Source organism: Paenibacillus sp. FSL R10-2199 (assembly GCF_038000235.1).
GTDB lineage: Bacteria > Bacillota > Bacilli > Paenibacillales > Paenibacillaceae > Paenibacillus_AQ > Paenibacillus_AQ phytohabitans.
In genome coordinates this window covers 151,981-178,531 of record NZ_JBBOBO010000002.1, presented here as the reverse complement: position 1 = coordinate 178,531, position 26,551 = coordinate 151,981, and the positions used below count along the sequence as shown (strand labels likewise).

Genomic DNA, 26,551 nt, shown 5'->3' with positions numbered 1-26,551 from the left:
GATGTTCAGCGGGGCAGGGACGGGTATCTGGCGCCACTTAGCGGTTGTAGCCGAGCTGAAAATCATATATAGAGAGTACAGTAGTTGAATTTGTACAGTGGCCGAAAGCCGCCGAAAGCCGCGGAGAGTCGCGGACTGAGATTCCGTTATTTTGGATTTATGGACGGTTTTGGGTTGTTCGCGGACTGAATGCCATCCAGTGCGAGTAGACAATGCCGTCTGCACAGGTCTTTGAATCTTCTGACATCCTGGCATGAGGGCCGAAGCCCTGGATCTCGATTCCGCCTTTTGCTCCACCGGGCATATACGCCAGATCCAAATAGCGGTAGCCGTTATTGAAATCCCGGACCTCCCATTCCGGAAAGAGATGATTGAAATATCCGATAGCGGGAAACCAGACAGTGCGCAGAAATTCTCTGGTTCCGTGCCCTAGGCCTTTTTGGAGCAGCTCCAAGCGTATTGCACCTGTCTCCTCATGAATCTGTTCCTGCAGCCATTCTTCATAAAATCTCGACATTGCCGTATCTCCCCTTGCGAATAGTTTGTCCCCTGAGTTTGAGCTGAGCTGATCCGATCCGAAAAACAAGAAAAGCCGCCGCAATACAACGTATCCGGTAGGCTAGCTCCAGACAAACGTTCTATTGCGGCGGCGTGTGCTTCACGACCTATAATGGTTATTATACCGTATTACCGCACAGCTTTGGCATCTTATTTCACATCGCCCGGAAAGCGACTTGGATCATACTCGATCTGCCAATGTTGTGATAAGGTGGGAAATCAGGACTTGGTAAAATACTAAGGAGGATTCAAGGTTGAAGAAACACAGAAGCAAGCGGAGAACCGCTTTGCGGATATTGATGATTGGCCTGCTGCTAATCGTCCTGCTAATTGGAGTAGGATTCGTCTTTCCGACATGGACTCCAGGTATTAAAGGAAGCAACAGTATAAGTACTCTGCAGCAGATTAAGATTAACGGCGCCAGGCAGGAAGTGATGATACGGGGGAAGGACCGGAGCAATCCGCTGGTGATTTTTGTACATGGCGGGCCAGGGGTCCCGGAGACTCCGTATGTAAGGAAATATCAGAATCTGCTGGAGCAGAATTTCACGGTTGTCCAGTATGATCAGAGGGGCAGCGGGAAGTCCTATCATTTCTCCGAGGATTATTCGAATTTGACTTCAGAGTTATTGGTTGAGGACTTATTGGCCCTCACTGAATATCTTGAGCGGGAGTTTGACCAGAAGAAAGTGCTGCTGATCGGCCACTCCTACGGTACATACATAGCAACACAGGCGGTAAGCAAGGCGCCGGACAAGTTCAGTGCCTATATCGGGATTGGCCAGACGGCCAATTGGGTTAACAGCGAGCTGGAAAGTCTGCAATTCATGATCGATCAGGCGAGGCTTGCCGGCAATAACGCAGAGGCGGAGGAATTGGAGCACTTGAGGGAACCGGTTAGAACAGGAGACGCGATCAGTCCCCGTGACAAAATCAGCAAATACGGCGGTTCAGTAAGACAGATTGACGACATCACCGATCTTTTCAAAGGTTTACTGTTCGGAACGGAGTATAATTTGCTGGACGCCGTCCGCTTTTTCAAGGGGAATTCGATCTCGGAGCTTAAACTGCAGCCAGAATTGTCAGAGCATGATATGACGGAGCTGGTGGATCACATGGATATACCCGTTTATTTTGTCATGGGGAAATTTGATCTGATGACCTCGGTGAGCGAGGCGCGCAAATACCTGGATGAGCTGGAGGCGCCGTATAAGGAGTTCGTGGTGTTCGACGAGTCGGCACATTATCCGCAGTTTGAAGAGAAAGAGAAGTTTGCACAGTGGCTGAACGAGACATGGGCTAAATTACCGCAATAGCGTACGTTCTCTGGGCGGTACATTAGCAATTGCAGCGGAAGCCGAGATTGAACGGCGCACTATCCTAATCCAAAGGACGGTGCTGCCGTTTCTTTTTTGTATATAGTATCCTGACCTGCAGAAATTGCAGCTTGAAGCCGCTGTAGCGCAGCTTGCGCAAAGGCCATTGTATAAGTTTTTTAGCAAAAATATACTGTAACTGTAAGGAGAAGCGCAGGAGGCGATGGGCGATGAAAATTACAATTGAGAACGTTCCGGAGGGCGGTGAGCCTGAAATTATTCTAAGGTGCAACGACCCGGATGAATCTTTGCTCAGGTTAATCTACTCCGTGAACTCCAGCTCCAGAAAGCTGATCGGGATGACCGAGTTGCAGCTGCATATCATTAGTCCAAGGGATGTGTATTACTTCGAGGCGGTGGATCATAAGGTGTTCATTTATTGCCACGAGAAGGTGTATGAATCCCGGCTGAAGCTGTATGAGCTGGAGATGGATTACGAGCACGGCGACTTTTTCAGAGCATCCAAATCGACCATCCTGAATATTGCCAAAATCAAATCACTGAGTCCGGTACTCTATGGAAGATACGAAGCGCTGCTGCAGAACGGTGAAAAGGTCTATATCTCCAGACAGTATGTTCCTGTGCTTAAACAAAAATTAGGGTTATAGCGGATGATTCGTGCTGGAAGAAATGAGCTGCTTAATATTCGGGAGGGAATATCATGATTACAACCGGTAAATATATATCTTTTTTCGTGAAAGATCTGTTAACGGCCTGCGGCTTTTTGACGGTACTTGCGGCGGTTGTGCTGGCTCTGAGTTCTACGGAGACGATCAACGGCTCGCTGTTTATGCAGCTGTTCCTGGGGGCCTTGGCATTTACCTGCTTCCGCTATGCACTGGTGAATACCTATGAGGTTGATAAAAAAGTACAGACAATCAGCTTCTACATTTGTTTTATCCTCGCCGATGTTTTTGTGATTCTATGGCTGTGGCTGTTCGCTACAGGTCCCCGGCTGCTCGATAACGGAGTACTGGTGCCGTTCGTCATCGTAATTCTCGTAGTCAAAACCATGGTTTACACAATGATGCACATTGACGGTAAAAGGGAAGCCAAGCAGCTGAACCAGAAGCTGGAGGAGTATAAGAAGGACGGGGATAAATAAGCAGTAAGAAGTTAGCAGATAGCCTCCACACGTGCAGCCTTATAAGCGAATATTCGAAAGCCGCCTTGGTGCCGGATCTGCCAGGGAGGCTTTTTATTTGGTTTATTGTATTTAGAGAACACAAAAATCCTGTTACCATTCTGCAAATTAAGCGTAACTAAGACGGTGTTATACATAATCTTCCATGGAGCTGATATCATGCTGCTTAACAGATCATCACTGATAGAGATGATGAATGGTACGGGTGAGCCAGAAGTCCGGCTTGAGAAATCACTTAATTTGTACCTGGAGCGGTTCGGTCAGCTTGAGCCGCAGATCCGCGCTTTTGTTCCTGAAGCGGACGCTGAACAACGGCTTGGCCGGGAAAAAGCGCTGCTGCTGCATACTTACAGCGAAGCTGACAGCAAACTGCCTTTATTCGGCATTCCTGTGGCGGTTAAGGACTTGCTGCATGTGGAGGGACTGCCTACCCGGGCCGGTTCGCAGCTACCCGCGGATCTGCTGACCGGACCAGAGGGCTCTTTGGTCCTAAGACTCCGCTTACTCGGCGCGCTGATTGCCGGGAAGACAGTTACCGAGGAATTTGCCTATAACGGGCCTATTGCAACGCGTAATCCGCATAACACCGCGCATACTCCCGGCGGGTCAAGTGCAGGCTCAGCCGCTGCGGTTGCTGCGGGAATCTGCCCGCTGGCGGTCGGTACCCAGACACTGCGCTCAGTCATCGCTCCTGCATCCTTCTGCGGCGTGGTCGGATTCAAGCCGAGCTATGGCCGGGTTCCGCTGGACGGGGTGCTGCTGCTCTCGCCTTCTTTTGACACCATCGGCTTCTTCACTCAAGATTTGCCTGGTATGGAGGCCGCCGCAGCTCTGCTTGTACCGGATTGGGAAGCCATTCCCGCTATATCTGACCGCAAGCCGGTCCTTGGCGTTCCCGCCGGGGTGTACATGGAGTTAATGAGTCCGGAAGTAAAAGCTGTCTTCATCGCTCAGATAGGGATACTCGAACAGCTGGGCTACCAAGTCCGCCACGTGGATATGCCCTGGAAGGATGAATTCATCTATGGAGATGCCATGATTCGGTTTATCGAGGGAGAACTGGCGCGGGAGCATGAGCATTGGTTCGCGGAGCATAGGGAGGAATACGGACTTCCAGTTCAGGAAGCTATCGTTAGAGGCAGGCAGATTCCGGATGAGGAGCTGGAGCAGTACCGGGGACAGCAGATGATTCTGCGGCGTGATCTGAAGGAACTTATGGTTCAGGAGGGCATCGACCTGTGGGTGTCGCCAGCCCAAGGAGGCACGGCACCCAAGGTAGAGGAGAATAATACAGGCTGGGCAGGAATGCCTGCCATCTGGGGATTCGCCGGATCGCCGTCAATCAGTCTGCCGGCTGCAATGATCGGGAGTATGCCGCTCGGCTTCCAGTGCATCGGCACCCATGGAGAGGACGAGACACTGCTGGCTTGGGCGCAGGAGCTTTGGCCTCACTTATGCACAAGCGCATAAGCCTCCAGCAATTTCTCCACAGGGATATCATTAATCCGCAGGCTGGATATTTCACATTGCGAGATATTTACTCCGGACAGATCACAGCCGCTGAACTGACTTCCTGCCAGATCACAGCGTTCGAACCGGGCGGGCTTACCGGAAGCACCCAGACTCGTATCATGGAAATGCACACCATCCAGTGCCACCAGCGCAATTTCGCTGCCGCTTAATCTGGAGTCGGCAATCAGGACACCGGTCAGATTAAGATTGGTGAACCGGGACCCGCTCAGGTTGCAGTCACTAAACAGGCTGCCGAGCAGATTGCTGTTATTGAAGCTGGCCGTCGCAAGATTTATGTTGTAGAAATCAGCCTTATCCATTGCACAGTTCTCAAACTCCGCTCCGGAGAGCCGCTGATCTTCAAACTCGATTCCCTGCTCCTCTGGAGCTGGCAGGGATCCGGTTATTTTCATATAGCCGTATTCATCCGGGGATTCGTAGATTCGCATATACCCGGATTTTTCATAGAAATAGTGGTTCCTTAGCTGTTTGCTTGAGGTTTCCAGCTTCCATGTACGCATTGCAGGATACTGCTCTTCAAGGAAGGAGAGAATCTTCGAACCATAACCCCGGCCTTGATAGGAATGATCGATGTATATTTTGTCAACCCGGGCATGTCTGCCTACTATATGTACGTTTGCACCACCAATGATCTGCGAGCCGTCTTCAATTACATAATAATCAGTTTCTCTTATGGCATACCTGTGTTGCTCAATTGAATCATAACCCGGCGGGCGGAGATTGTTGTCCTGCAGCGCTTCCCCCGGCAGCCAGCGCTGCATTTCCCGGTCAAATGTTCTTTTCATAACCGCAGCCAGTTGTTCGGCATCTTCGGCCATAGCTTTGCGAATATTAATCATAGACCCTCACTCCAGTTGGCTAATAGAATTATCTACAGTTATAACGAAGCCTGCAGCGGAATGCCGGACAGAAATTGCGGATGTTAAATACATACTCAGGAGGGACCTATGGAAATAAGAAAAGCTGTTGTAGCTGATGCGGCGGTCATTTTGGAGAATAGGCTTGTTTTTATTGAGGAGGTTACGCATGCCGTATTGCCGGCAAATTTCAAGGAAGAGACTTATGCTTATATTCAGGAGAATCTCGCCAATGGGAGGCTGGTTTGTTATATCGCTACTGAGCAGGACAGAATCATCTCCATAGCAGTCATGAGCACCTATGAAGTTCTGCCCACAGTCAGCAACCCCTCCGGTAAAAAAGGATATCTCTATAATGTGCATACTGCTGCAGCGTTCAGGAGACAAGGCTTGTCTACCCGTGTACTCCATACACTAATTGAAGAGGCTGAACGCCTCGGTATAGCTGAAATATTCCTCGATTACACCGCAGACGGGAGAATGCTGTACGAGAAATTAGAGTTTAAGCATTTGGAGAAAGAAATGGTTCTGAAAATACGTTAACGGATGAAATAATTGAGTGAAAGGATTGAACCTTCTGTAGGTTGTATAAGTTAAAATCCTGCACGAAATACAACATTTCCGCTAGAATATCGACCCAAATCCCAAATTGTTGTATAAAATACATTATTTTCTTTCCGCCAAGCTGATTAACGGGGAGATTCTTGTATTTCGTACAACAATTCTCCTAAACTCTCAGGTGACTCAGCATTCGAGTTGTAATCCGTACAACATTTAGCTACCTCCCGTTTAACCGCGGGCCGTTCACTGTTGCTTTGGGATAAAAAAAGCCCTTAAGCAAAACGGAAGCGGGCTGCTCCCGTTATGCTAAAGGGCTGCTTCCGTAAGCTAAAGGGCTGCTTCCGTAAGCTTAAGGACTGCTTCCGTTACGCTAAAAGGCTGCTTCCGTTATGCTAAAGGGCTGCTCCCGTTACGCTAAAAGGCTGCTTCCGTACGCTAAAGGGCTGCTTCTACTTGCCGCCAGGCTTAGCGCAGCGCTTCAGGAAGCGCACATCGATCTCGCCGCTGCCAGCAGTATTAGGCTTCAGGCCAAGGGAGAAGGCGTTCCGCTTCAGCAAGGACTTCACCTGGCCGGGCGTCAGGCAAGGGCGGAGCTGCAGCAGCTGCGCCGCTGCACCGGACACGATCGGCGTGGAGATGCTGGTGCCGGATAGCTTGAAATACTTCCTGCCAACCTTGTTTCCCGGCAGTTCGCGGACCAGCTGGGAGCCGGGTGCACGCAGGGAGATCACCGAATCGCCGGGGGCAACAAGATCAGGCTTCACCTTACCGCCGGGAGCCGGTCCTCGGCTGGAGTAGACGGCGATACGGTCGTCCTTTTGCGTCACCGTACGGCGGTCATTCACGGCTCCGACGGTGATGGCGGAGGGACTGATTCCGGGCGACTCAACCGTTCTGCGCCCAGGGCCGCTGTTGCCGGCGGCGATGACTACTGTGAGTCCGGCTTTGACGGCTTTTTCGACGGCCTGGACGAGAATATCGTCTTTAGCTGACGGATTTACCGGTCCGCCGAAGGACATGGACAGGATGCGCAGCTTCAGCTTTTTGCGCCGGGCCATGCACCATTCAATGGCTTTAATGATGGTGGAGTCATAACCGTCTCCGTTTTTGTCCAGCACCTTAATTCCGACGATCCCTGCTTCAGGTGCCGGCCCTCTGTATTTACCTTTGCTGGACCAGCCGTTCCCTGCGGCATCGCCGGTAATATGTGTGCCATGCCCGTTATCGTCATACGGACACTTCCGGTGATTGATATAATCCTTGAAGGCAATAATCCGGTTCACAGGCCGGGTCAGATCGGGATGCGGATACACACCGGTATCGAGCACGGCGATATTGATGCCTTTGCCGGTAAGCCCTCTTGAACGCTGCACGGCGGTGGCACCAATGGACGGGGTAGCGATATTTAAGGTGGTTTTTTTGATGCCATCGAGATAGACCTTATGGACCCCGTTCCAGCAGCATACCTGCTCCAGACATTTCAGCGTAATATGTGAGGCAACTGCACGGTGCAGGGGCAACAGATGTTTAACCGGAAAAGCGTGTGTCCCCAGATGCTTCTGCAGAGCCTTCATTCTGGCTGGAGTCAGCGGATGCTTGAACTGTATAATGACCGGAATGGCAGCCGGTTTCACGGTAGATGTATAGGATTTGCGGATCTTTTGCTTCAGCGGACGGTTAAGCTTGGCGGCATGATGCTGAACCCATAACTTATCAGTCATTAATGTGATCACCTCTATGGAAGCATAGTATGCGGCCGGGTGATCAGTGGGTACGAATCTATTAATATAGGACAGTGCTACATTTCTATGAATACCAGGCAATAACGCGTGTCAGCCGGTTCTTCAGTTGCATTTACTACTGTATTCCAACAGAAAGTGGTGAAGCAATTGAAAGAATCAGAGAAGAAAGCACTCATGGCAAAACGTCTCCTCATGGCCAAAAAAGCAAAATCATCGGCGGTAGTAAGACCTAAGAGACGGCGGATCAAACAGATTTTCTCGAATTTCGTTGTACTTGCTGTGGATACAAGCAACATACCTTATGAAACGCAAGGCTGGACGGCTACATTGACTAGAACCACTGGTGCTTCATTCTCCGCATTGTTCGATGAGTTCGGTGTAGCCCAATTCAATGGTGTAAATGCACCAACTACTGTAAGTTACACGCTGAGAATACGGGACGCAGATAATAGCCTGCTCGCTCAAAGAAACGTCCCTGCCAACCGTGAGTTCTTTGTAGCCCGTTTCTAAAAGGCCGGCGCGTCCTGTTCTATACGGGGCGTGCCTTTTACTATACAGAATAATAGAGATGATTCCTTGTACGTTTAAGCGAAATGTGAAATTATAGAAAAAAGAGTTTTATCATACATAGCAGGGGGAACAACGATGAAAAGCTATTTTGTTCATAATGGAACTGCTTTATTGCATGTGATGGAGAGCGGGATGCCGGGTGCTGAAACACCGTCACTGCTCGTGGTCAGCGGATTGTGGGAGCCGGCGGAGCGGGCGATTCCGCTGCTCAGCCATTTACCGGGTCATGTAGTGGCTTTCAGCTTCCGCGGCCGCGGCTTAAGCTCTACACCGGATTCAGGTTATGATCTGGAAGATCATTTATCCGATATTGAGGCTGTAGTTAACCATAGCCTTCTTACAAACTATATTGTACTCGGCTTCTCCCGGGGCGCTGCCTATGCTCTTGGCTGGAGCCTAAGGCATCAGGATCAGATGAGGGGCCTTATCCTGGTTGATCAACCGCCGGTTCACAGGGCCATGTCCCTTGAAACGTTGGAGTTCTGGAGCAGCCTTGTCTATCAGCAGGTGCCTCTTCTGAACTATATCCGCCGGGAGGCTTTGCAGGGAATGGGGCGGGAAGCCCGTGAAGTGGACTTCTCGGCACAACTGCCGCAGCTTGCAATTCCCGTCACGCTGTTTGCCGGCAGGAATCCGGAATCTATGATCCCATCGGATATATCAGATGAAGTAATGGAGAAGTACCGCACATTGGTGCCCTGCTGCACTGTAGTCGAATTTACACAGTCCGGGCATATGATTCCGGATGAAGAGCAGGCAAAGTATATAGCTGAGGTTGAGAGATGTATGTCTGAGACTTTTCGCTAAGAGGAGGTAAGTCTGTGTTTAACTGGATTCAGAATCATACGAGACTTGAGTATATCACGGAGCTGGAGCCTTTCGATTTCAGCAGCGTGACGGAGCAGGAGCGTATCCGCAGAATGGAGCCGCAGGAGCAGCCTGCTGAAATGACTGCACTCGCGCAATATTTCATAGCTGCCAGTGCCTGGCTAACGGAGAATATGTCTATTACGATCCCTATGCGCAATGAAGAAGCCGCGAAGCGGGTGCTGGAAGAGGTTAGCCCGCATTTCAACAAGGTTCTGCAGTACACTGCTGCGGACAGAGGAAGTGGGATGGTTCTGCAGAAGCTGAAGCCGGCGTCCAAAGCACTCTTCGGGGCTGCACGCACCGCAGCGCTGCCGTTAATGGAAGATCTCTACCGGCATCATGATATCGGTGTATGGGATGCCGGCAAGCGGAGTATTGTGAATTATACCGTTAACCGTGCGGAGCTTGAACCCTGTGAAGGTCCGGAAATAGAGAAGCTGCAAGCCCTGCTGCATAAGCTGTATCTTGATCCGCCAGGGGAGGACTTTGGGCTGGCCCCGCTGGGCTGGAAGTTTGAGGATTCCCTTAAGGATTCCCTGATGCTGCGCTTCCTGGCAGGATTCACACCGCATCTGACGCTTGCTGTGGATTCCGGCACCATGGAAGTCATTAGCATTCATCTGTCTCAGGAGGAATTCAGCCGTCCGGTTCTGCTGCGCTCGGGATGGCCTAAGCCGCCGCGCAGGAATGGGGATTATCTGTATCTGGATCTCGGCAGGAAGCTCGTATATGTAGTCGATCTAAGCAAGCAGGCCAAGCTTGAGAACTGGGCTGATCTGCATGAAGAGGCCCGGGTGTACCATATCCTGCCGGACGGGGATTTTGCCCGCTTCAATCACCTTACCGCTGAGCCGAAACCGGCTGGTGTGGGCTTATTCTTTGATACAAATACGATTGGCAGAATGCTGGAGACAATCAACCTTGAGCTGGAGTCTTTTTGAAATAATAAATACTATAGAGGATCAGCGGAATGACCAGGAAATTGGCCAGCTGAATATATAGCAGATAGTCGAGCAGCTTGAACATATCGAACAAATCCCGCGAGAACAGGTACGAGAAAAGTATCGTCAGCGCGCAGACATAATGCTCCTTGAACCGGATCTTCAGGCCCGACAGCCGGATCAGCTCCATCAGTGCAAAGAAGCAGACGATATAACGGATGAACCAGCCGGCGACCACCTGCAGCATGACGAATAGCTCACCGGCCTCCAGGAAGCCGAAGGCGCTGATAATCTGGGTCTGTGTCAGCTTGGGGAACAGCAGGTTGACCGCACGGTCCGGCCCGAAGGTAGTAATGACGCCAAGCATCGAGAAGATCTGCATCTGGATAATGAACAACAGGGCAATCGACGTATGCAGGAGCAGCTTGGATTTGTCCCGCACACTGTCCAGGTAAGGGATCATAATGGTGACACAGCTAAGTGCGCCGAGAATCTTCAGGGTGCTCAGCAGCAGTGCAGGGGTTACTCCATGCTCCAGGATCGGATAGATATACTTCATGTCTTTGTATTTATGAGTCAGGAAGGCGAGCAGCATACCGGACAGGCTGATGAAGAAGATCACCACAATTGTCGTAATCGTTACGGAAGCAATCCCTTTTTTGACCACATAGACCGTCGCTACCGCAGTCACCAGTATAAAGACCCATACAGGCGTGAACAGCTGGAAACCGGTGTGAATGACACTGGCCTCGGCGCCCGCACTCTCAAATATAGTTAATAGAAGGGTCAGCAAAAACAGCACGGAAAAAAAGCCGCCGCCCCATTTGCCGAGCGATTTCGCATAGATGTCGAGCAGGTTATAATTTTTAGTCCTCTTCTTAATCGTCAGAATAACCCACATGTAAACAAGAATACAGGCTGAAGCGGCAATCATCGCAATCCAGGTATCTCTTCCGCCTAGCCGGATGAATGACGAGGGGAAGGTCTTAAGAGTGACAATCGCCAGGCTGCAGATGATGAAAAACAGATGTTTGGAGTTCATACTTCCCACTAGTACGCCTTCTCTCAGAAAAATTTAGACTTAACCTTTAGTATGGTCCGCTGTAAGGAATATTATTCCGGGAATCCGGCATACTATCCCTACCACTTAAGAAGGGCGGGAACCCGGATGACCGTACAGGCGAGTGAGCTTTCCTCTATACTAAGCGGCTGCTTTGATTTCATTAAGCGGGATATCGTGATGAACGATGCTGTCATTACTCTCTTTTATATAGAGACTATTTGTGATTCTACCTATATCAGCCAATATATTATCGAGCCGCTGTCGCAGGCGTCAGGGGGGATTACCAGCAGGGAAGAGGTGGGTAAGGCCATCTATGCCGCTAAATTCGGGGAGGTCCGGGATGCGGACGAGGCGCTTGAGCATCTGCTGGCAGGTGATCCGGTGCTGATTTTTGAGCAGCTCCAGTATGCTGTTTATTGTGACGCCCGCAAGCTGGAATCCCGTCCGGTTGAGAAATCGCAGTTCGAAGCGTCGCTCGTCGGCTCGAACGAGAGCTTCAATGAGCTGCTGGTCAACAATGTCAGCCTGATCCGCAAACGGATGGCTACGCAGACGCTGAAGATCGAAAGCCATATTCTGGGCAAGCAGTCGAAGACGCAGGCGGTTCTGCTCTATGTGGAGGGGACGGCTCCGGAGGATCTTGTCGCGACTGTCCGCCAGAAGCTGGAGGCTATGGACAATGAATTCGTGCTGGGCGCACAGTATGTTGCGGAAGCCTTAAGTCCGGGCAAGACAATGTTCGATACCATAGGATACACCGAGAAGCCCGATGCGATAGTCGCCAAGCTGTTTGAGGGCAGAATCTCCGTAATTGTGAATGGTACGCCGTTTGCACTGACCGCGCCCTGTTTCTTTTTTGAGAACCTGCAGTCCCCGGATGATTATGCCACCAACAGGCTGTTTGTTACGCTGCTGCGCTGTGTGAGATTCGGCTCGGTGCTGGTATCGCTGCTTCTGCCGGGATTCTATGTGGCGCTGACAACGCATCACTTCTCGCTGATTCCTTCTGCGTTTGTGTTCAAGCTTGCCGTGTCCCGTTCGGGGGTGCCTTTTCCGACAGTGGTGGAAGCGGTCCTGATGTTCCTGTTCTTCGAGCTCTCCCGGGAAGCGGGACGGCGGCTGCCGCATCAGATCGGACAAGCGCTCAGCATTGTAGGTGCCCTGATTCTGGGCGATGCCGCTGTCGGCGCCGGACTGGCTTCCCAGGCTACAGTGGTCGTGACAGGGATTTATGCCATTACCTCGTTCATTAATCCGCGTCTGACCTCGGCCATTTCTGTATGGGCAGTGTTCTCTATCATCATGTCTGCCTGTTTCGGGCTGCACGGCTTCTATCTGGGATTCATCCTGCTGGTGGCCCATTTGGGATCGCTGAGATCCTGTGATTATCCGTATCTGTTCCCGCTGGGCACCGAGAAATCGTTCCGCGCCGCCAATCTGGATGTGCTGGTCCGGGGACCGCTGAGCAAAGTATCGAAACCCTTCCTGTACCGGGGCAGAAAATGATCAAGGCGCTCCGCAGAAAAGTACTCGTCACACTGATGCTGGCGGTGCTGCCCCTCCTGCTGGCTTCCTGCTTGGGCTACAGGGATCTTGACCACATCGCATTCGTGACCTCCATTCTGATTGATCAGGATGAGGAGGAGAATCTCGTTTTTTATTTTGAGACGCTGAACTCCATCCGCAACTCCTCCAAAGAGGCGAACCAGGAGGAACGGATTGTATATAAAATAGCGACCCAGAATCCGGGTGATGCAATCAACCGGCTGGAGACCCACACCAGTGCCCCGGTTACCCTTGCCCACAACAAAGTAATCCTCTTCACGGAACGCTTTGCGGCGGGCGGGCTGGACCAGGCATTTGATATTTTTGACCGGTGGCAGGAATCCAGCACACGTACACTTCTGGGCGTGTATGTAGGAGAGACAGAGGATTTCATCAAGCCCAACCACGAGGAAGAGGTTATGACCGGCCTGTATCTCTATGACATGCTGGGCAACAAAGCATCCGTAACCTCCTATGGCGTCAAGCTGAACATCAAGGAGTTCATGAATCAGAAGATTATCGGCGATCATGTGAATTCCATGTCGATCATGAATGTGTCCAAGGATAAGGATACTAAGGGGCAGTATTTCCTGGACGGACTGGCGCTGATTAAAGAATATAGAATGGTAGGCAGACTGAGCAGCGAGAAGTCCATCTACTTCAACTTCCTGCTCGATAACGAGGTATCGGGCAATATCAATACACAGAATCCCGAGGACCGGACGAAGACGGTGAGCCTGCTGCTGCAGAATAACCGCTACAAGTCCAGGCTCGATTATAAAGACGGCATACTAAAGATGGAGATAATCCTTAAGCTGAACACCGATGTATCCTTAATCCAGGGGAAGCTGAAGCTGAATGAGGAGAATATTGCGAAGCTGGAGGCGTCCATGGCAGCGAAGATCAGAGCCGATTGTCTGGCGCTGTTTCAGAGATGGAAGGACAAAGGGACCGATATTTTTGATATCCAGGAGAAGTTTGACCGGAAATATCCTAAGCTCGCCGGCCGGAATATCATCGGGAGTACAGAGCTCGACCTTAAGGTTACGGTAGATATTAACGGCACGACAACGCTTAGGGATGCGGAATAGCAATATGATAATTATAGAAGCTGTTATCACGGCCATAAAGGCTGAGGTTGCAGCTTCTTTTTGTTATGACAGATTTCATGCCGCGAATAAGCGGCTTGCACGGGCTGTTGTATCTTTTGTCAAGATTTAATGCGTAATATTTATAAAATATTGTTCGATTATACAAACCAATCCGCAAATTTTAGCTATAATGACAATAAACCTGCCACGAACATTTCAAAGCCGGTGCATTAAAGATATAATGTGGCCATAGGTATAGGTATGATACAGTGCGGAAATGCCCGTAATTACGCAGCCTAAAGATGCCAGCGAAAGGTCTGAGGATGATGAGCCTGGAAGCCTTGAATGAACGTGTGAAGACCGATCTTTCCTACCTTGCCTATGGCGGCACGGACTGGGTACGCCCTCTGGAGCATCCCGAAGGCCATGTCTATGATGTTGTGATTGTGGGCGGGGGGCAGAGCGGATTAGGCGCAGCCTTCGGCCTGCTGCGTGAACGGATATCCAACATTCTGATTATTGATGAGAACAGTGACGGGCTGGAAGGTCCTTGGGAAACGTACGCGCGGATGGTGACTCTGCGCACACCCAAGCATTTGACCTCCATTGATCTGGGCATTCCATCGCTCACCTTCCGCTCCTGGTGGGAAGCGCAGAAGGGAACAGCGGCCTGGGATGAATTAGGCAAAATCCCCCGCGGCGACTGGATGAATTATCTGCGCTGGTACCGGCAGATTCTGCAGCTGCCGGTGATCAATGAGGTGCAGCTTAAGCTGATCGAGCCTGGTGAGGACGGGATCTACCGGCTGCGGATTGCCGGAGCGGGTGCCCCGTCCGGTCTGCTGCTGGCGCGTAAGATCGTACTGGCCACAGGTATCCAAGGCGGAGGCGAGTGGCATGTCCCGCCGATGATTGCGGAGCATCTGCCGGAGCATCTGTATGCACATACCTCGCAGAAGATTGATTTCGCCGCTCTCCGCGGCAAGCGGGTAGCGATTCTCGGCGGCGGGGCCTCGGCCTTCGACAATGCTAACTTCGTCCTTACTGAAGGAGCGGCGGAAGCGCATGTGTTTGTCCGCCGCGAACAGCTGCCGAATGTCAATCCGATCCGCCAGATGGAGGTTTCGGGCATGATTGAACGGTTCCATGCCTTAGCGGATGCAGATAAATATGCGGTGATCTCGCATTTCTTCAATTATAATCAGCCGCCAACGAACGACACCTTTGCACGGGCGGCGGCCTGGCCCGGCTTCCGGCTGCATCTCGGTTCTCCCTGGCTTAGTGTGGCGGCCTCCGGAGAAGAAGCGGTAGTGACTACGCCTAAGGGTGAATTCAGCTACGACTTCCTGATTGTCAGCACCGGGCTGCTCAGTGATCCCGCCCTGCGGCCGGAGCTGCAGCAGGTCCAAGCTCATATTGCCCGCTGGCGCGACCGCTATGAGGCGCCGGCCGGAGCGTCGAATGCGCTGCTGGATGCGCATCCGTACCTCAGCCCGGGGTTTGCGCTGCAGAGCCGGGATGAGGCAGACCGCAAGCTGCTGCATGGAATATTCATCTTCAATTATTCGGCCCTGGCCAGCTGCGGCTTATCGGCATCGGCGATCTCCGGCCTGAAGAATGCGATACCGAAGCTTGTCTGTGGTGTAGCCGACCAGTTGTTCATGGATGACCGCCAGCAGACCCTGCAGGCGTATTATGATTACGACGAGATTGAGTTTACCGGCAAATAATACAAGAAGAGGCTGTACCGGGGGTCAGGAAGACCTTTGGTACAGCCTTTGTGCTGTGGAGCGTGTCCAGAGAAGTGGCCTGGTGCTTACATGCTGCTGCCTGGCAGCCGGGTCTAGGTTGTGATCCTGGCATACACCGCGAAGAACAGCGCCAGCTCGCCCATGATCAGCACATTCGGAACATGGATTACGAGATCCAGCACGTAGAAGCAGATCAGGATAGCGGTGAGCAGCGCCAGATGCTTAACCCCCAGCCGGTGCTGCTTATGTCTGTAGACATGGAAGACCAGTGTGGTCGAAGCGAAGTAGAGCAGGACTGAGCCGAAGAGCAGATTCAGCATCAGGTCATAATGAAGCTTATTCAGGAAGAGCAGCTGGATCGATGCGGCAAGCATACATAACGACAGATAGATAAACAGATGTCCGTAGATAATGGTCTGTCCGGCTGTTTGAATATGCATATCGACCTTCTTCTCCAGGTTGTCATAATACTGCCACCACATCGCGATAATCAGCACGAAGGTGAGGGCGGCGAAGCCGACAGATTGTCCGGTCCAGGTACTGGACTGCAGTACGGCAAGAATGCTGACAACAGATTCACCCAGGAGAATTAAAGCGAACAGTGAGAACCGCTCCAGCAGATGATGCGTATTGGCGGGAGTCTTCACAAGAATCCGCCGGCCGGTCAGCGGGAGGATAATATCCAGCGCAATCCCGGCGTACAGCACGGCATACCGGAGCCAGGAATCGAAGAACAGCGAACACGCCGAAATCACCAGTCCGATCCAAAAGCGTGTTCCCAAATAACGGGCAGTATTCCGCAGATGGCCGCTTTCTTTGGAATGTGCGTAGTGATACTGGACGGCGGTCATGATCCGGAGTCCGAGATAGCCAATCAGAAACGGCAGATAGTTGGCATCGAAATCCACAGACAGGCTGGCTGTCATAATCAGCACGAAGAATAATTGGATGATCAGAAAAATCCGGTGCGCCACCGTATCCTGTCCATAACGGTTGACGAAAAGCGTCTGGCCTACCCAGGCCCACCAAATCGGAATGAAGATCAGTACGAATTTGCCCAGTGTCTCCAGAGAGAGAACCTCGTCTTCTACATGCAGAAGCACATGGCTGGCCTTGGAGACCGCAGCGACAAACAGCAAATCATAGAAGAGCTCCAGCCAGGTTACTTTTTTGATAATCATTCTGCAAGTCTCCTTTGCCGTATGTTTACCGGAGCAGTCCGGTTAACAAGTATAATAAAGGCTCTGGATAGAAGAAGGCAAGACAGCAGGTGATTAATCCAGGTTCATTCCGGCGGCAATTGACCTGGGCTGCGCTCTCACGGATAATATAGAGGTTCATATTCTTTACAGGATCGGGGTAGAAGCATGTCATATCGTAATATGGAAGAATGCATTATTGACTTGGAGAAGCACGGGCATTTAATTCGCATACATGAGGAAGTTGACCCGCATCTGGAGATGGCGGCGATCCATATGAAGGTCTATGAAGCGGGCGGTCCCGCGCTGCTGTTCGAGAATGTCCGGGGCTCAAAGTACCGTGCGGTATCGAATCTGTTCGGAACGATCGAGCGCAGCAAATTCATCTTCCGGGATACCTGGCAATCCTCCCAGGATGTTATCGCTTTGCGCAGCAATCCCATGAAGGCGCTAAAGCAGCCTTTTAAATACATTGGAACCGCCCTTGCAGCCAGAAAAGCACTTCCGCTGAAGAAACAGGGCAGTGCTCCTGCCGGTTTCGAGGAGATTCAAATCTCCGATCTTCCCCAGATCAAGCACTGGCAGGGAGACGGAGGGGCATTTGTCACGCTTCCGCAGGTGTATTCGGAAGATCCGGACAAGCCGGGGATCATGAACTCCAATCTCGGGATGTACCGGATTCAGCTTAGCGGCAATGAGTACGAGATGAACAAGGAGGTCGGTGTGCATTACCAGATTCACCGCGGCATCGGCATACATCAGTCCCAGGCCAATAAACGCGGCGAGCCGCTCAAGGTGAGCTGCTTCATCGGCGGGCCTCCGGCGCATACGCTGTCGGCGGTGATGCCGCTGCCGGAGGGCCTCAGCGAGATGACCTTTGCCGGGCTGCTGGCCGGACGCCATTTCCGCTACACCTATGTGGACGGATTCTGCATCAGCAGTGATGCCGATTTCGTAATTACCGGAGAGATCCATCCCGGTGAGACGAAGCCGGAAGGTCCGTTCGGAGATCATCTGGGCTACTACAGCCTGACCCACCCGTTTCCTGTGATGAGAGTGCATAAGGTCTACGCCAAGCGAGGGGCCATCTTCCCGTTCACGGTCGTCGGCCGTCCGCCGCAGGAAGACACCGCCTTCGGAGAATTGATTCATGAGCTGACGGGCGGGGCAATTCAGTCTGAGGTTCCCGGCGTTAAGGAAGTACATGCCGTAGATGCCTCGGGAGTGCATCCGCTGCTATTCGCCATCGGCAGTGAACGCTATACGCCTTATCAGCAGCTTAAGCAGCCGGCGGAGCTGCTGACCATTGCCAACCGGATTCTCGGAACCGGACAGCTCAGTCTGGCGAAATATCTGTTCATCACTGCAGAAGAGGACCAGCCGGTCAGCACGCATGATATTGAAGGTTTCCTGACGTATATCCTGGAGCGGATTAATCTGCACCGCGATATTCATTTCCAGACGAATACCACCATAGATACACTGGATTATTCCGGCACCGGAATCAACAGCGGCAGTAAGGTGGTATTCGCTGCGGTAGGCGGGCAGAAGCGGAGCCTATGCACGGAAGTGCCTGGGATTCTGCAGGCACAGCAGAGCTGGGGACCGGCGGTGATGATTATGCCGGGTGTTGTGGCGCTGCAAGGCAAGCCGTTCGCGGATTATCAGTCAGCCGCAGAGGAAATCGCCGGCCTGTGTGCCGCCATTGCAGAGCAGGGGCCGCCCGATTCCTGCCCGATGATCATTCTGTGCGACGACAGCGGGTTCATGTCGGAGCATCTGAACAATTTCCTGTGGGCGACCTTTACGCGGAGCAATCCTTCCCATGATATCCACGGGGTGAACAGCAGGGTAGAGCATAAGCACTGGGCCTGCGATAATATCATTATCGATGCCCGGGTGAAGCCGCATCAGGCACCGCCGTTAATCCCCGACCCTGAGGTGCAGAAGAATATACAGCGGGTATTTGCTCCCGGAGCCAGCCTGGGCGGTATGCGGGGATAGAATGGGGCTTACTCCCTGACGGGCACCTCGACTTTAATGTATTCACCTTCACTGTTTAAGACGGCGATTGCTTCTGCTGTAGGGATATCATTAATGGCGTATAACTTGCTGCCTTCAGAGAAAGTAGTGGAGAAGTTGTTGGGAGTATCTGCGATAGGCTCCAGGGACTGCAATGTGATTTCGCCGATTTGTTCCCCTACATCAGTAACCTGCGTTTTCGTAATTTGATAAATCCGGTCATTCCATTTGACACATGGAAAGGCAATGGACCCCGCAGTGCGGACCTCTACGTATTGACTAGAGGGACCCGGCTGCGGGGTTTGTACTTCTTGGCCGGCAGATGAGCAGGCAGCGAGGAAAATTACGCTTGCGGCAACAATGAACTTCTTCATTCGTCTGGTTTACTCCTTTCAGTAAGCTTTTAGATGGAAAAACGTCACTTAATTATCTTGGCGATACCCAAACAGTAACATTAACTGGAAAAACATCACTTAATTCTGCCCATATCTCCGATATCCCGCAAGATGGGTTAAATTAAGTGTTGTTTATCCAACTGCAGCTCCATTTAGGAAGATTTCCCCGGAATTAGTTGACGTTTATCCACTTGTTAGCTTGTCTTGAATTTGTTTTATTCACTCTCGCTGTCAGGCAGTGTATAGGTATGCACAGTTTCTTTGCTGCCGTCCAGATAGTTAACAGTGAAGGTGAACACATTGCCCTCACGTTTGGTGAACTTAATATGGTCCCCGGGGAACATATAATCTATTTGCTCCACATCAAGCTGCCCTTCAGCACTAAGCAGCTCTTTGTACAGCAGGGTTTGCTCGCCGGTAGTACGATTGACGAGTGTCAGGAGGGCTGTATCCAGAGGGCGGACCAGCAGGACATCCTTGAAGACAGCTTCGACATTATAGTAGACATCTTTCGTGACGGTTGCGCCCATCAGGTGCGGTAAATCAATTGTTTCACTGACCGCTCCCGTTCCATCCTCAATCAGCCGCAAAGTCTGCCCGTCATTCAATACCAGCTTCCCCTCAGACCATTCGGCGGCTGTGCCGAAGGAGGTGTAGGTATCTATATGCCCCTGACGAATGACACTGCCATTTTTCAAAAGATAGGTGTAGTACCCGGCATGCAGATGCGGTTCGCCGTAAACATTGCTTACACGCAGCAAAGTCAGGCCTGCAGGTGTATGCTCGAAGGTGAAGTCAATAACATCCAGACCTCTGCCCAGCGTAGCAAGCTTGTGCTTCGTGTTCTGCTTGGTGGTGAGGTACAACTCACCGCTGTCAAGGGATAGGGAATACACTCCGCCCTCGAAGGTTTCCGAATAGCTGCGGTACATATGCAGATGATTGATCAGCAGAGTCTTCTTTGCAGAGTCCCACCGGACAGGTCCCCCTTCAAGTGCCGCTGCAATAAATTTAACAGGTACATACAGCTCTTGTTTTGACATATACGGAGTGCCGCCTAGCGGAACCTTCTGCCCGTCGAGCACACCGGTGGAGCTGCCCAGCTGCACACTGAAGCTTTTATTCCAGCCGCTGAATGCCGCAGTTTTAGCCGCATTGTTCCATAGGATCTCAATTCCGGTAGCTTTCACCAGATTGGCAGGCATGTAGGAGATTCCATTCTTGATCTGTGCGTTCCCCGCTGAACTCCCCGATATACCGCTCTCACTGCTATAGGTAAAGTAGATCTTTACCTCAGAAACAGACTTGGCGGAAGCCGGGACTGCAGGTGTGCCCGTTGCCATTGCAAGCGCAAGTGCGGGGAGGAGTAATATTTGCCGGGTAATCTTCATCGTTCCCATCCTTTCAATAAAAGCGTAATTGCCATGGCTCTGGCATTAATCTTCTGTTCCATATAGACGAATATATAGACGAATATAACCATGGAAGGTTTCGGGTGTTTGTAAAAATATGGACGAAGTGATGTTGAGTATGCCCAGTCTCCTGTGGATATGCTACTATGTTGTTTAGAGTGGCAGAATAGCGCTTTCATCCGAAAAGGAGCGAATCATATGACCAAAGAGCTTTGGCTTAATCTCCCTGTAAAGGATATTAACCGTTCGCGGGAATTCTTCGGCAAGCTGGGGTTTGCGTTTCATCCGCGGCATGAAGGCAGTGATGAGATGGCGGGACTAGTCATCGGGGATCAGAAAGTACTGGTGATGCTGGTTCCGGAAGCAACGTTCCGCAGATACACCGGGCAGGAGATTGCTGACACCTCTCAAGGGACAGAAGTTCTCTTCTCTATCGATGCTGCCAGCCGGGAGGAAGTAGACGAACTTGTCCGTAAGGCGGAGGAGGCGGGCGGACATGTTTTTGGCAGGCCGAAGGCGGCGGGCGGAGGCTGGATGTACGGCGCAGGCTTCGCTGATCCCGACGGACACCGCTGGAATGTGCTCTATATGGATATGGATCAGATACCCGAAAGTTGAAATTAGGGAAAGTATACACTGCATACAGGGGGAAACAAAGATGAATGTATTAGAAACGCAGCGGTTACTCTTACGGAGCTTCAGAGCAGAAGACGGGGACGATCTGCATGCCTATCTCTCGCAGGAAGAGGTTGTGAGATTCGAGCCTTACGGCGTATATGACCAGGCTGCAAGTAAGGCCGAGGCAGAGCGCCGGGCAACCGATCACGCCTTCTGGGCCGTATGTCTGAAGGACAGCGGCAGACTGATCGGGAACTTGTATTTCCAACAGCAGAACCCGCCGCAGTTTCAGACCTGGGAGCTGGGCTATGTGTTCAACAGTAACTATCAAGGAAAAGGCTATGCGGCAGAGGCTTGCCGTGAGCTGCTGGCGTACGGCTTCGGTACACTTGGAATCAGACGTGTAACCGCGCATTGTGATCCGGACAATCATCCGTCATGGCGGCTGCTGGAGCGGCTGAAGCTGCGCCGGGAGGGGCATTTTCTGCAGACAGGTTATTTCAAGCCTGATGAACAGGGCAACCCGGGATGGCATGATACCTATGCCTATGGTTTGCTTGGGAGTGAGTGGATGAGTATGAACCAAAGGGATGATGTTACCGGCAGATCGTTGTGAGGCTGGCGGGATACGTTCATTCCCTATACTAGATTCGTTTCCGGCAGGGTAGAGACTCTTAAGTAAGCACTAAGGGCATAAATGTTGTACGTTGTGCAGCTTTGATCCCTGAATATCTGCGTGTTCGGGAGGATTGTTGTAGGAAATACAACAATAGTTCTGCTAAACCGCCAAGTGGGGGAGAAATGTTGCATTTTCTACAACAATATTGGTTTTTGGACTGGTATAGTGAGGAGAATGTTGTATTACGTGCAGGATTTTACAAAATCTTCGAAGTATAGCCCCCACAGCCCCACTGTGTGGGGCTATTTCACGTATACGGCAGCGGCTTTACATTCAGTTTATGTAAATCTTCAAGTGAGCAAATACTCGTCTCCTATAGTAGTTAAAAAAGTAGTTAAAAAATAAACTATAGAGTACAGGAGTGACAATCACTTGAATTCATCCAGTAAAGCCATCCTTTCTCTTCTCCTCGCCGCAGAGCTTGCGGCCGGATCCGCATGGGGCGCAGGCCCGGTAGCCGCCGCCCCTTCGATACAGCCAGGCACTCCGTATAATGCTTCCGGCAGCTATGATGTTGCCGTTCCGCACATTGTCGTCAACCAGATTTACGGCGGCGGTGATGCCGGGACAACAGAGGGCTACTTCTCCAAAGGCTTCATTGAGCTATATAATCCTACAGATTCGGATGTGAATCTGAGCGGCTGGTCGGTGCAGTATTCCGATCCCGGCATGAACGGTGCCTGGAGCAAGCTTGCCCTGACAGGTACCATTAAAGCGCATGCCTCCTACCTTATTACGGACGGTAAATTGAATCCCGTCTATCAAAGTGACCTCAGCGGCAAGGGGGATCAGAGCTGGGACGAACTTCTTTTTAATAATAAAGGCATGAAGGTGGTCCTTCTTAGCAGTTCCGCTCTGCTGGAGAATGCTAATCCGTTCCTGGACAAGTCGCCGGCTTATGTAGATATGATCGGCACAGCTGGCAATGACAACGGTGCTACGATCGATGGCTATGAGGCGGATTATCCGACGGGCAAAACCGGCGGGACCTCCAAGCAAAAGTCAGTGCGACGTACGGATTACGTGGACACGGACAACAATAAAGCGGATTTTGCGCAGATTTCATTCGATAAGCTGGATGGGGCAGCGATGAATCAGCTGAAGCCGCATAACAGTGCCGATGGCGCCTGGGGGATAACGGCTCCTGCCCTGGGCATAGCGACCGCTTCCTTGCCTCAGGCGACTGCAGGGGCGCCCTATTCCGTATCGCTCTCGGTATATGGCGGAACACAGCCGTATTCCTACACGGCAGCGGGCCTGCCTGACGGGCTGAGCATAGACTCCGTATCCGGTGCAGTTAGCGGTACTCCGCTGAAATCCGGAACGGCAACGGTGAGTTTCTCTGTATACGACAGTGCAGCTCCTTCCAACAAGGCTGAAGCGATGCTCCCGCTGACGGTCCAACCTGAGGCTGCTCCGCCTACGGAGGATGTCATCAGCATCACCAAAATTGGCGGGTATGCGGTTGGTACGACCAGTGAGGATGGCGGTGTAGCCGAGATCATTAAGTACAACCGTGATAACGGGAGATTCTACCTTGTCAACGGCTCAACCCATCCGGCATCGGTGGACATCGTGAATCTGAAGGATGGCATTCACCCGGAGAAGGAAACCAGCATCAATGTGGAGCAGCTGTCAGAAACGGGGGGCTTCAGCTACGGTGACTTGACGAGTGTCGATATCAACACGGCCACCAAGCGGATTGCTGTTGCTGTACAGGAAGAAGATGCGCTGAAGAACGGTAAAGTGCTTGTGCTGGATTATGACGGCAGGCTGCTGGAACAATATGAAACCGGCGTACAGCCGGATATGCTCAAATATACGGAAGACGGCCGTTATATTCTTACGGCAGACGAGGCTGAACCCCGCACACTTGCGGGTGATCCCGAAGGCAGTGTAACGATCATCAATACGGCTACCAAAGCAGTGAACCTTGTGAAATTCGACGACCCCGCGGTTATTGATGACCTTGTGCATTTCCGTGGTGCTGTTGACCCTAAGACCAAGCTGATTACCGGGAAAGGGAGCAAGACGGATGCCATACGCGATCTGGAGCCGGAGTTCATCGAGCTGTCCGGGGATCAGGCAACAGCGTATGTCTCGCTTCAGGAGAATAACGCGATTGCCGCGGTTGATGTTGTCTACGGGAAGCTGTTGTGGGTCAAGGGCCTTGGATTCAAGGATTTAGGCAAGCCGGAGAATAAGCTTGATTTGTTAAATGACAACACGATCCATCTGGAGAATGTGCCGTTTAAAGGAGTCTACATGCCGGACGGCATCAGCCAATACACAGTAAACGGCAAAACCTATTTGTTCACAGCCAACGAAGGGGATGCCACCGAATGGGACAGCAAGGAGAATGCAACCAAGATCAGCAAAGTGAAAGGCCTGCTGAATCCGGATTCTGCTGCGGCCAAGTTCCTGAACGGCACCACGAAATATGACGGGGTAGAAGTGATGTCGGATATGGGCAATGAGGACATCTATCTGTACGGAGGCCGTTCTTTCTCAGTATGGGATGCGGCGGACATGACGCAGGTTTATGACAGCGGCAGCGATTTTGAGCAGATTACTTTGGAACGTCTGCCCGGCTATTTCAATGCAAGCAACAGCAACACGACACTTGACAGCCGCAGCTCCAAAAAAGGGCCGGAACCTGAATATGTCAAGGTAGGCATGGTCGGGAAAAGGGCGCTGGCCTTCACCGGACTAGAGCGTATCGGCGGTCTGATGACCTACGATGTAACCAATCCCGGGCAGCCGCAGTTTGTGAATTATATCAATTCCCGTGAATTCACGCCTAAGAATAATCTGGAGACCGACACCGGGCCGGAAGGGATTGATTTCATCCCGGCAACGGCCAGTCCGACCGGACTGCCGCTCGTGCTGGTCGCCAACGAGGTTGGGGGAACGGTTGCCGTCTACCAGCTGAACGTGACGAAAATTACACTGGACCAGTCCTCGCTGTCTCTGACAGCCGGAGGAACGGCAGCAGTGCTCAAGGCGACGGCCCAGGCCGGCGGAGGCACGGAGGGCACGCTCAGCTGGAGCTCTTCCAATGCTGCTGTCGCTTCTGTCGATCAGACAGGCAAAGTAACACCGCATGCCGCGGGAACAGCTGTTGTCTCGGTGTACAGTGCAGACGGCTACGGTGTAGCTGAATCTCAGGTGACGGTTGCGGCTGCTGGTCCGGTTGCCAGCTTACCGGGGGCGGGTTCTTCCGGTGGAAGCGGAGCCTCACCAGCTGCAGCAGGGGCTGCAAACGCAACTGCTGCAGTTACTATAGAAGGCGGAAAAGCTGTCATGGAACTGAAGGGACAAGCTGATGCAGAAGGCAAACTCAGCTTGTCGGTAACCGCTGCTGAAGTGGCAGCAGCACTTGAGACCCTGAAGACTTCAAGTGCAAGGGAGCTTGTATTGCATATCATTTCGGGTCATGCGGCCGAAGCGGTGTTGCTGAAGATTCCAGCCGCAGCATGGGCTCAGATTGCCGGCAGTTCACTGGAGGCAGTGAGTGTGACCGGAGGACCCGGTACAGTTACCTTCGACCGGGCTGCCTTCTCCGCCATTCATGCGGCGGCAGGCAACGAAGATATCAGCCTGACCCTTGCCAAAGCCGAGCTCGGCAGTACCTTGACCGGTCAGGAAGGGGCAGGTTCAGCCAGCATCATTGGCAGCCGGCCGGTGCTAAGTCTGATGGTTCAGGCCGGAACGCAGACGCTTTCGAGCTTCGGTGAAGGTAAGGTGGAAGTTAGCATCCCTTATACACTGGCGTCCGGTGAAGATGCCAATGCGGTTGCTGCCTATCAGGTGAGCGCAGGCGGCGAGCTGGTTGTCCTTCCGGGCAGCAGCTATGATCCGGGGAACGGCCTGCTCTCCTTCCGCACGAATCATTTCTCGGTGTACGCGGTTGGCTACAATAAGCTTGCATTCGTGGATACGGCTAGCAGTTATGCCAAGGATTCCATTACGTACCTTGCGGCACGCGGCATTGTTACCGGGGTCTCCGCCGAGAACTTTGGCCTGAAAGACAAGCTGAGCCGCGGCGATGCCGCGCTGCTCCTGGCCCGTCTGGCCGGGGCAGAGCTGGAGTCCTCAGCTGCCGGCAGCTTTACGGATGTGAAGCCGGGGGACTATTATGCGGCCGCTGTGGATTGGGCGAATCAGAGCGGAATTGTCCAAGGAACGGGAGACGGAAGATTTGAGCCCAAGGCACCGGTCACACGCGAGCAGCTTGCCGTGATGATGATCCGTTTGTCAGATTCATTAAAATGGAGTCTGCCGGCAAACGGCGGCTCAGCGGCCTTTGCAGATCAGCAGACGATTAGCCCTTATGCAGTGGAAGCCGCAGCTGCTGCAGTGCAGGCCGGCATTCTTTCCGGTCAGGCGAGCGCTGACGGCAGTGTCAGCTTCGCACCGAAGGCAGCCGCTACACGTGAGGAAACGGCGCATATGTTAGCCAAACTGCTCAAAGCAGTGCAGTAATAAACCATTTTAAATGATTCCTGAGGGGTGTTTAGAGGCCGTGAAGCGGCTTCTGGACACCCCTCTCGCCGTTGATGGGAGCAGTTAGATGCATCATGGAAAAATCCGGGGCTTCAGGATAAGCTACAAGGGACATATG

At 52.1% G+C, this 26,551-nt stretch carries 21 protein-coding genes and 1 pseudogene; 15 read left to right on the top strand and 7 right to left on the bottom strand.

The features are described from left to right. Positions 1-191 precede the first annotated feature (191 nt). Positions 192-517 (bottom strand): annotated as a pseudogene (locus NYE33_RS28925) (transcriptional regulator); the annotation flags it as partial. Between the two features lie 340 nt (positions 518-857). On the opposite strand from NYE33_RS28925, the gene NYE33_RS28920 reads away from it, so the two are divergent. The 4 genes from NYE33_RS28920 (at position 858) to NYE33_RS28905 (ending at position 4,548) form a co-directional block, all read left to right on the top strand. Continuing rightward, positions 858-1,874, top strand: a complete 1,017-nt coding sequence (locus NYE33_RS28920) for an alpha/beta fold hydrolase (protein WP_042140972.1) — start codon at positions 858-860, stop codon at positions 1,872-1,874. A 230-nt stretch (positions 1,875-2,104) separates the two neighbouring features. After that, a complete protein-coding gene (locus NYE33_RS28915) occupies positions 2,105-2,542 on the top strand; it encodes a LytTR family DNA-binding domain-containing protein (RefSeq protein WP_042135500.1) in 438 nt (145 codons plus the stop codon). An 86-nt stretch (positions 2,543-2,628) separates the two neighbouring features. Continuing rightward, positions 2,629-3,039 (top strand): hypothetical protein, encoded by a 411-nt coding sequence (locus tag NYE33_RS28910; RefSeq protein WP_341068880.1) that lies wholly within the window; start codon positions 2,629-2,631, stop codon positions 3,037-3,039. 198 nt (positions 3,040-3,237) lie between these two features. Further along, positions 3,238-4,548 (top strand): amidase, encoded by a 1,311-nt coding sequence (locus NYE33_RS28905; RefSeq protein ID WP_336102426.1) that lies wholly within the window; start codon positions 3,238-3,240, stop codon positions 4,546-4,548. On the opposite strand, the gene NYE33_RS28900 is transcribed toward NYE33_RS28905, so the two are convergent. Further along, positions 4,527-5,450, bottom strand: a complete 924-nt coding sequence (locus tag NYE33_RS28900; RefSeq protein WP_336102427.1) for a GNAT family N-acetyltransferase — start codon at positions 5,448-5,450, stop codon at positions 4,527-4,529. The genes NYE33_RS28905 and NYE33_RS28900 overlap by 22 nt on opposite strands. 108 nt (positions 5,451-5,558) lie before the next feature. Here NYE33_RS28900 and NYE33_RS28895 point away from each other — a divergent pair, with 108 nt between their 5' ends. Next, positions 5,559-6,011, top strand: a complete 453-nt coding sequence (locus tag NYE33_RS28895) for a GNAT family N-acetyltransferase (protein WP_341068878.1) — start codon at positions 5,559-5,561, stop codon at positions 6,009-6,011. A 467-nt stretch (positions 6,012-6,478) separates the two neighbouring features. Here NYE33_RS28895 and NYE33_RS28890 read toward each other — a convergent pair whose 3' ends face one another. After that, positions 6,479-7,750 carry a S8 family peptidase gene (locus NYE33_RS28890; protein WP_341068876.1) on the bottom strand — a complete coding sequence of 424 codons (1,272 nt, stop codon included), beginning with the start codon at positions 7,748-7,750 and terminating at the stop codon, positions 6,479-6,481. Positions 7,751-7,945: 195 nt separating this feature from the next. Between NYE33_RS28890 and NYE33_RS28885 the strand changes: the two genes are divergently transcribed. The 3 genes from NYE33_RS28885 to NYE33_RS28875 all read left to right on the top strand — a co-directional run bounded on the left by NYE33_RS28885 (position 7,946) and on the right by NYE33_RS28875 (position 10,152). After that, positions 7,946-8,281, top strand: coding sequence for a hypothetical protein (locus NYE33_RS28885; RefSeq protein WP_171718573.1), 336 nt, complete (start codon positions 7,946-7,948; stop codon positions 8,279-8,281). Positions 8,282-8,416: 135 nt separating this feature from the next. Continuing rightward, on the top strand, positions 8,417-9,148 hold the full coding sequence (locus tag NYE33_RS28880; RefSeq protein ID WP_042135508.1) for an alpha/beta fold hydrolase: 732 nt from the start codon (positions 8,417-8,419) through the stop codon (positions 9,146-9,148). A gap of 14 nt (positions 9,149-9,162) precedes the next feature. Continuing rightward, on the top strand, positions 9,163-10,152 hold the full coding sequence (locus tag NYE33_RS28875) for a hypothetical protein (RefSeq protein ID WP_340947038.1): 990 nt from the start codon (positions 9,163-9,165) through the stop codon (positions 10,150-10,152). Here NYE33_RS28875 and NYE33_RS28870 read toward each other — a convergent pair. After that, the gene (locus tag NYE33_RS28870; protein WP_042140976.1) at positions 10,127-11,194 is read right to left on the bottom strand and encodes a GerAB/ArcD/ProY family transporter; all 1,068 of its coding nucleotides are present in this window, start codon (positions 11,192-11,194) and stop codon (positions 10,127-10,129) included. The genes NYE33_RS28875 and NYE33_RS28870 overlap by 26 nt on opposite strands. A gap of 126 nt (positions 11,195-11,320) precedes the next feature. On the opposite strand from NYE33_RS28870, the gene NYE33_RS28865 reads away from it, so the two are divergent. The 3 genes from NYE33_RS28865 (at position 11,321) to NYE33_RS28855 (ending at position 15,581) form a co-directional block, all read left to right on the top strand. Further along, positions 11,321-12,721 (top strand): spore germination protein, encoded by a 1,401-nt coding sequence (locus NYE33_RS28865; protein ID WP_340947036.1) that lies wholly within the window; start codon positions 11,321-11,323, stop codon positions 12,719-12,721. Beyond that, on the top strand, positions 12,718-13,851 hold the full coding sequence (locus NYE33_RS28860; RefSeq protein WP_076242787.1) for a Ger(x)C family spore germination protein: 1,134 nt from the start codon (positions 12,718-12,720) through the stop codon (positions 13,849-13,851). The genes NYE33_RS28865 and NYE33_RS28860 overlap by 4 nt, the downstream gene beginning before the upstream one ends. A 326-nt stretch (positions 13,852-14,177) precedes the next feature. Next, entirely contained in the window at positions 14,178-15,581 is a 1,404-nt protein-coding gene (locus NYE33_RS28855) for an NAD(P)/FAD-dependent oxidoreductase (protein WP_340948970.1), read from the top strand. A 113-nt stretch (positions 15,582-15,694) separates the two neighbouring features. On the opposite strand, the gene NYE33_RS28850 is transcribed toward NYE33_RS28855, so the two are convergent. Further along, positions 15,695-16,783 (bottom strand): low temperature requirement protein A, encoded by a 1,089-nt coding sequence (locus NYE33_RS28850; protein ID WP_042135514.1) that lies wholly within the window; start codon positions 16,781-16,783, stop codon positions 15,695-15,697. 186 nt (positions 16,784-16,969) lie between these two features. On the opposite strand from NYE33_RS28850, the gene NYE33_RS28845 reads away from it, so the two are divergent. After that, positions 16,970-18,805, top strand: a complete 1,836-nt coding sequence (locus tag NYE33_RS28845) for a UbiD family decarboxylase (protein ID WP_340947032.1) — start codon at positions 16,970-16,972, stop codon at positions 18,803-18,805. Positions 18,806-18,813: 8 nt separating this feature from the next. Here the strand turns inward: NYE33_RS28845 and NYE33_RS28840 are convergent, their stop codons facing one another. Continuing rightward, the gene (locus tag NYE33_RS28840; RefSeq protein WP_336102430.1) at positions 18,814-19,197 is read right to left on the bottom strand and encodes a hypothetical protein; all 384 of its coding nucleotides are present in this window, start codon (positions 19,195-19,197) and stop codon (positions 18,814-18,816) included. A 236-nt stretch (positions 19,198-19,433) separates the two neighbouring features. Continuing rightward, on the bottom strand, positions 19,434-20,609 hold the full coding sequence (locus tag NYE33_RS28835; protein WP_231575327.1) for a copper amine oxidase N-terminal domain-containing protein: 1,176 nt from the start codon (positions 20,607-20,609) through the stop codon (positions 19,434-19,436). A gap of 219 nt (positions 20,610-20,828) precedes the next feature. On the opposite strand from NYE33_RS28835, the gene NYE33_RS28830 reads away from it, so the two are divergent. From NYE33_RS28830 to NYE33_RS28820, 3 genes are all read left to right on the top strand, one after another. Further along, positions 20,829-21,248, top strand: a complete 420-nt coding sequence (locus tag NYE33_RS28830) for a VOC family protein (protein WP_340947028.1) — start codon at positions 20,829-20,831, stop codon at positions 21,246-21,248. Between the two features lie 40 nt (positions 21,249-21,288). Next, the gene (locus NYE33_RS28825) at positions 21,289-21,864 is read left to right on the top strand and encodes a GNAT family N-acetyltransferase (RefSeq protein WP_340947026.1); all 576 of its coding nucleotides are present in this window, start codon (positions 21,289-21,291) and stop codon (positions 21,862-21,864) included. Positions 21,865-22,299: 435 nt separating this feature from the next. Further along, positions 22,300-26,412, top strand: a complete 4,113-nt coding sequence (locus tag NYE33_RS28820; RefSeq protein WP_340947023.1) for a choice-of-anchor I family protein — start codon at positions 22,300-22,302, stop codon at positions 26,410-26,412. Positions 26,413-26,551: the final 139 nt, after the last annotated feature.

Coding starts and splice junctions, on each gene's coding strand:
- NYE33_RS28855 (WP_340948970.1), top strand. CDS start 14,178: ATGAGCCTGGAAGCCTTGAATGAACGTGTGAAGACCGATCTTTCCTAC.
- NYE33_RS28860 (WP_076242787.1), top strand. CDS start 12,718: ATGATCAAGGCGCTCCGCAGAAAAGTACTCGTCACACTGATGCTGGCG.
- NYE33_RS28840 (WP_336102430.1), bottom strand. CDS start 19,197: ATGAAGAAGTTCATTGTTGCCGCAAGCGTAATTTTCCTCGCTGCCTGC.
- NYE33_RS28830 (WP_340947028.1), top strand. CDS start 20,829: ATGACCAAAGAGCTTTGGCTTAATCTCCCTGTAAAGGATATTAACCGT.
- NYE33_RS28890 (WP_341068876.1), bottom strand. CDS start 7,750: ATGACTGATAAGTTATGGGTTCAGCATCATGCCGCCAAGCTTAACCGT.
- NYE33_RS28880 (WP_042135508.1), top strand. CDS start 8,417: ATGAAAAGCTATTTTGTTCATAATGGAACTGCTTTATTGCATGTGATG.
- NYE33_RS28850 (WP_042135514.1), bottom strand. CDS start 16,783: ATGATTATCAAAAAAGTAACCTGGCTGGAGCTCTTCTATGATTTGCTG.
- NYE33_RS28915 (WP_042135500.1), top strand. CDS start 2,105: ATGAAAATTACAATTGAGAACGTTCCGGAGGGCGGTGAGCCTGAAATT.
- NYE33_RS28920 (WP_042140972.1), top strand. CDS start 858: ATGATTGGCCTGCTGCTAATCGTCCTGCTAATTGGAGTAGGATTCGTC.
- NYE33_RS28825 (WP_340947026.1), top strand. CDS start 21,289: ATGAATGTATTAGAAACGCAGCGGTTACTCTTACGGAGCTTCAGAGCA.
- NYE33_RS28885 (WP_171718573.1), top strand. CDS start 7,946: ATGGCAAAACGTCTCCTCATGGCCAAAAAAGCAAAATCATCGGCGGTA.
- NYE33_RS28870 (WP_042140976.1), bottom strand. CDS start 11,194: ATGAACTCCAAACATCTGTTTTTCATCATCTGCAGCCTGGCGATTGTC.
- NYE33_RS28895 (WP_341068878.1), top strand. CDS start 5,559: ATGGAAATAAGAAAAGCTGTTGTAGCTGATGCGGCGGTCATTTTGGAG.
- NYE33_RS28835 (WP_231575327.1), bottom strand. CDS start 20,609: ATGAAGATTACCCGGCAAATATTACTCCTCCCCGCACTTGCGCTTGCA.
- NYE33_RS28905 (WP_336102426.1), top strand. CDS start 3,238: ATGCTGCTTAACAGATCATCACTGATAGAGATGATGAATGGTACGGGT.
- NYE33_RS28865 (WP_340947036.1), top strand. CDS start 11,321: ATGACCGTACAGGCGAGTGAGCTTTCCTCTATACTAAGCGGCTGCTTT.
- NYE33_RS28900 (WP_336102427.1), bottom strand. CDS start 5,450: ATGATTAATATTCGCAAAGCTATGGCCGAAGATGCCGAACAACTGGCT.
- NYE33_RS28845 (WP_340947032.1), top strand. CDS start 16,970: ATGTCATATCGTAATATGGAAGAATGCATTATTGACTTGGAGAAGCAC.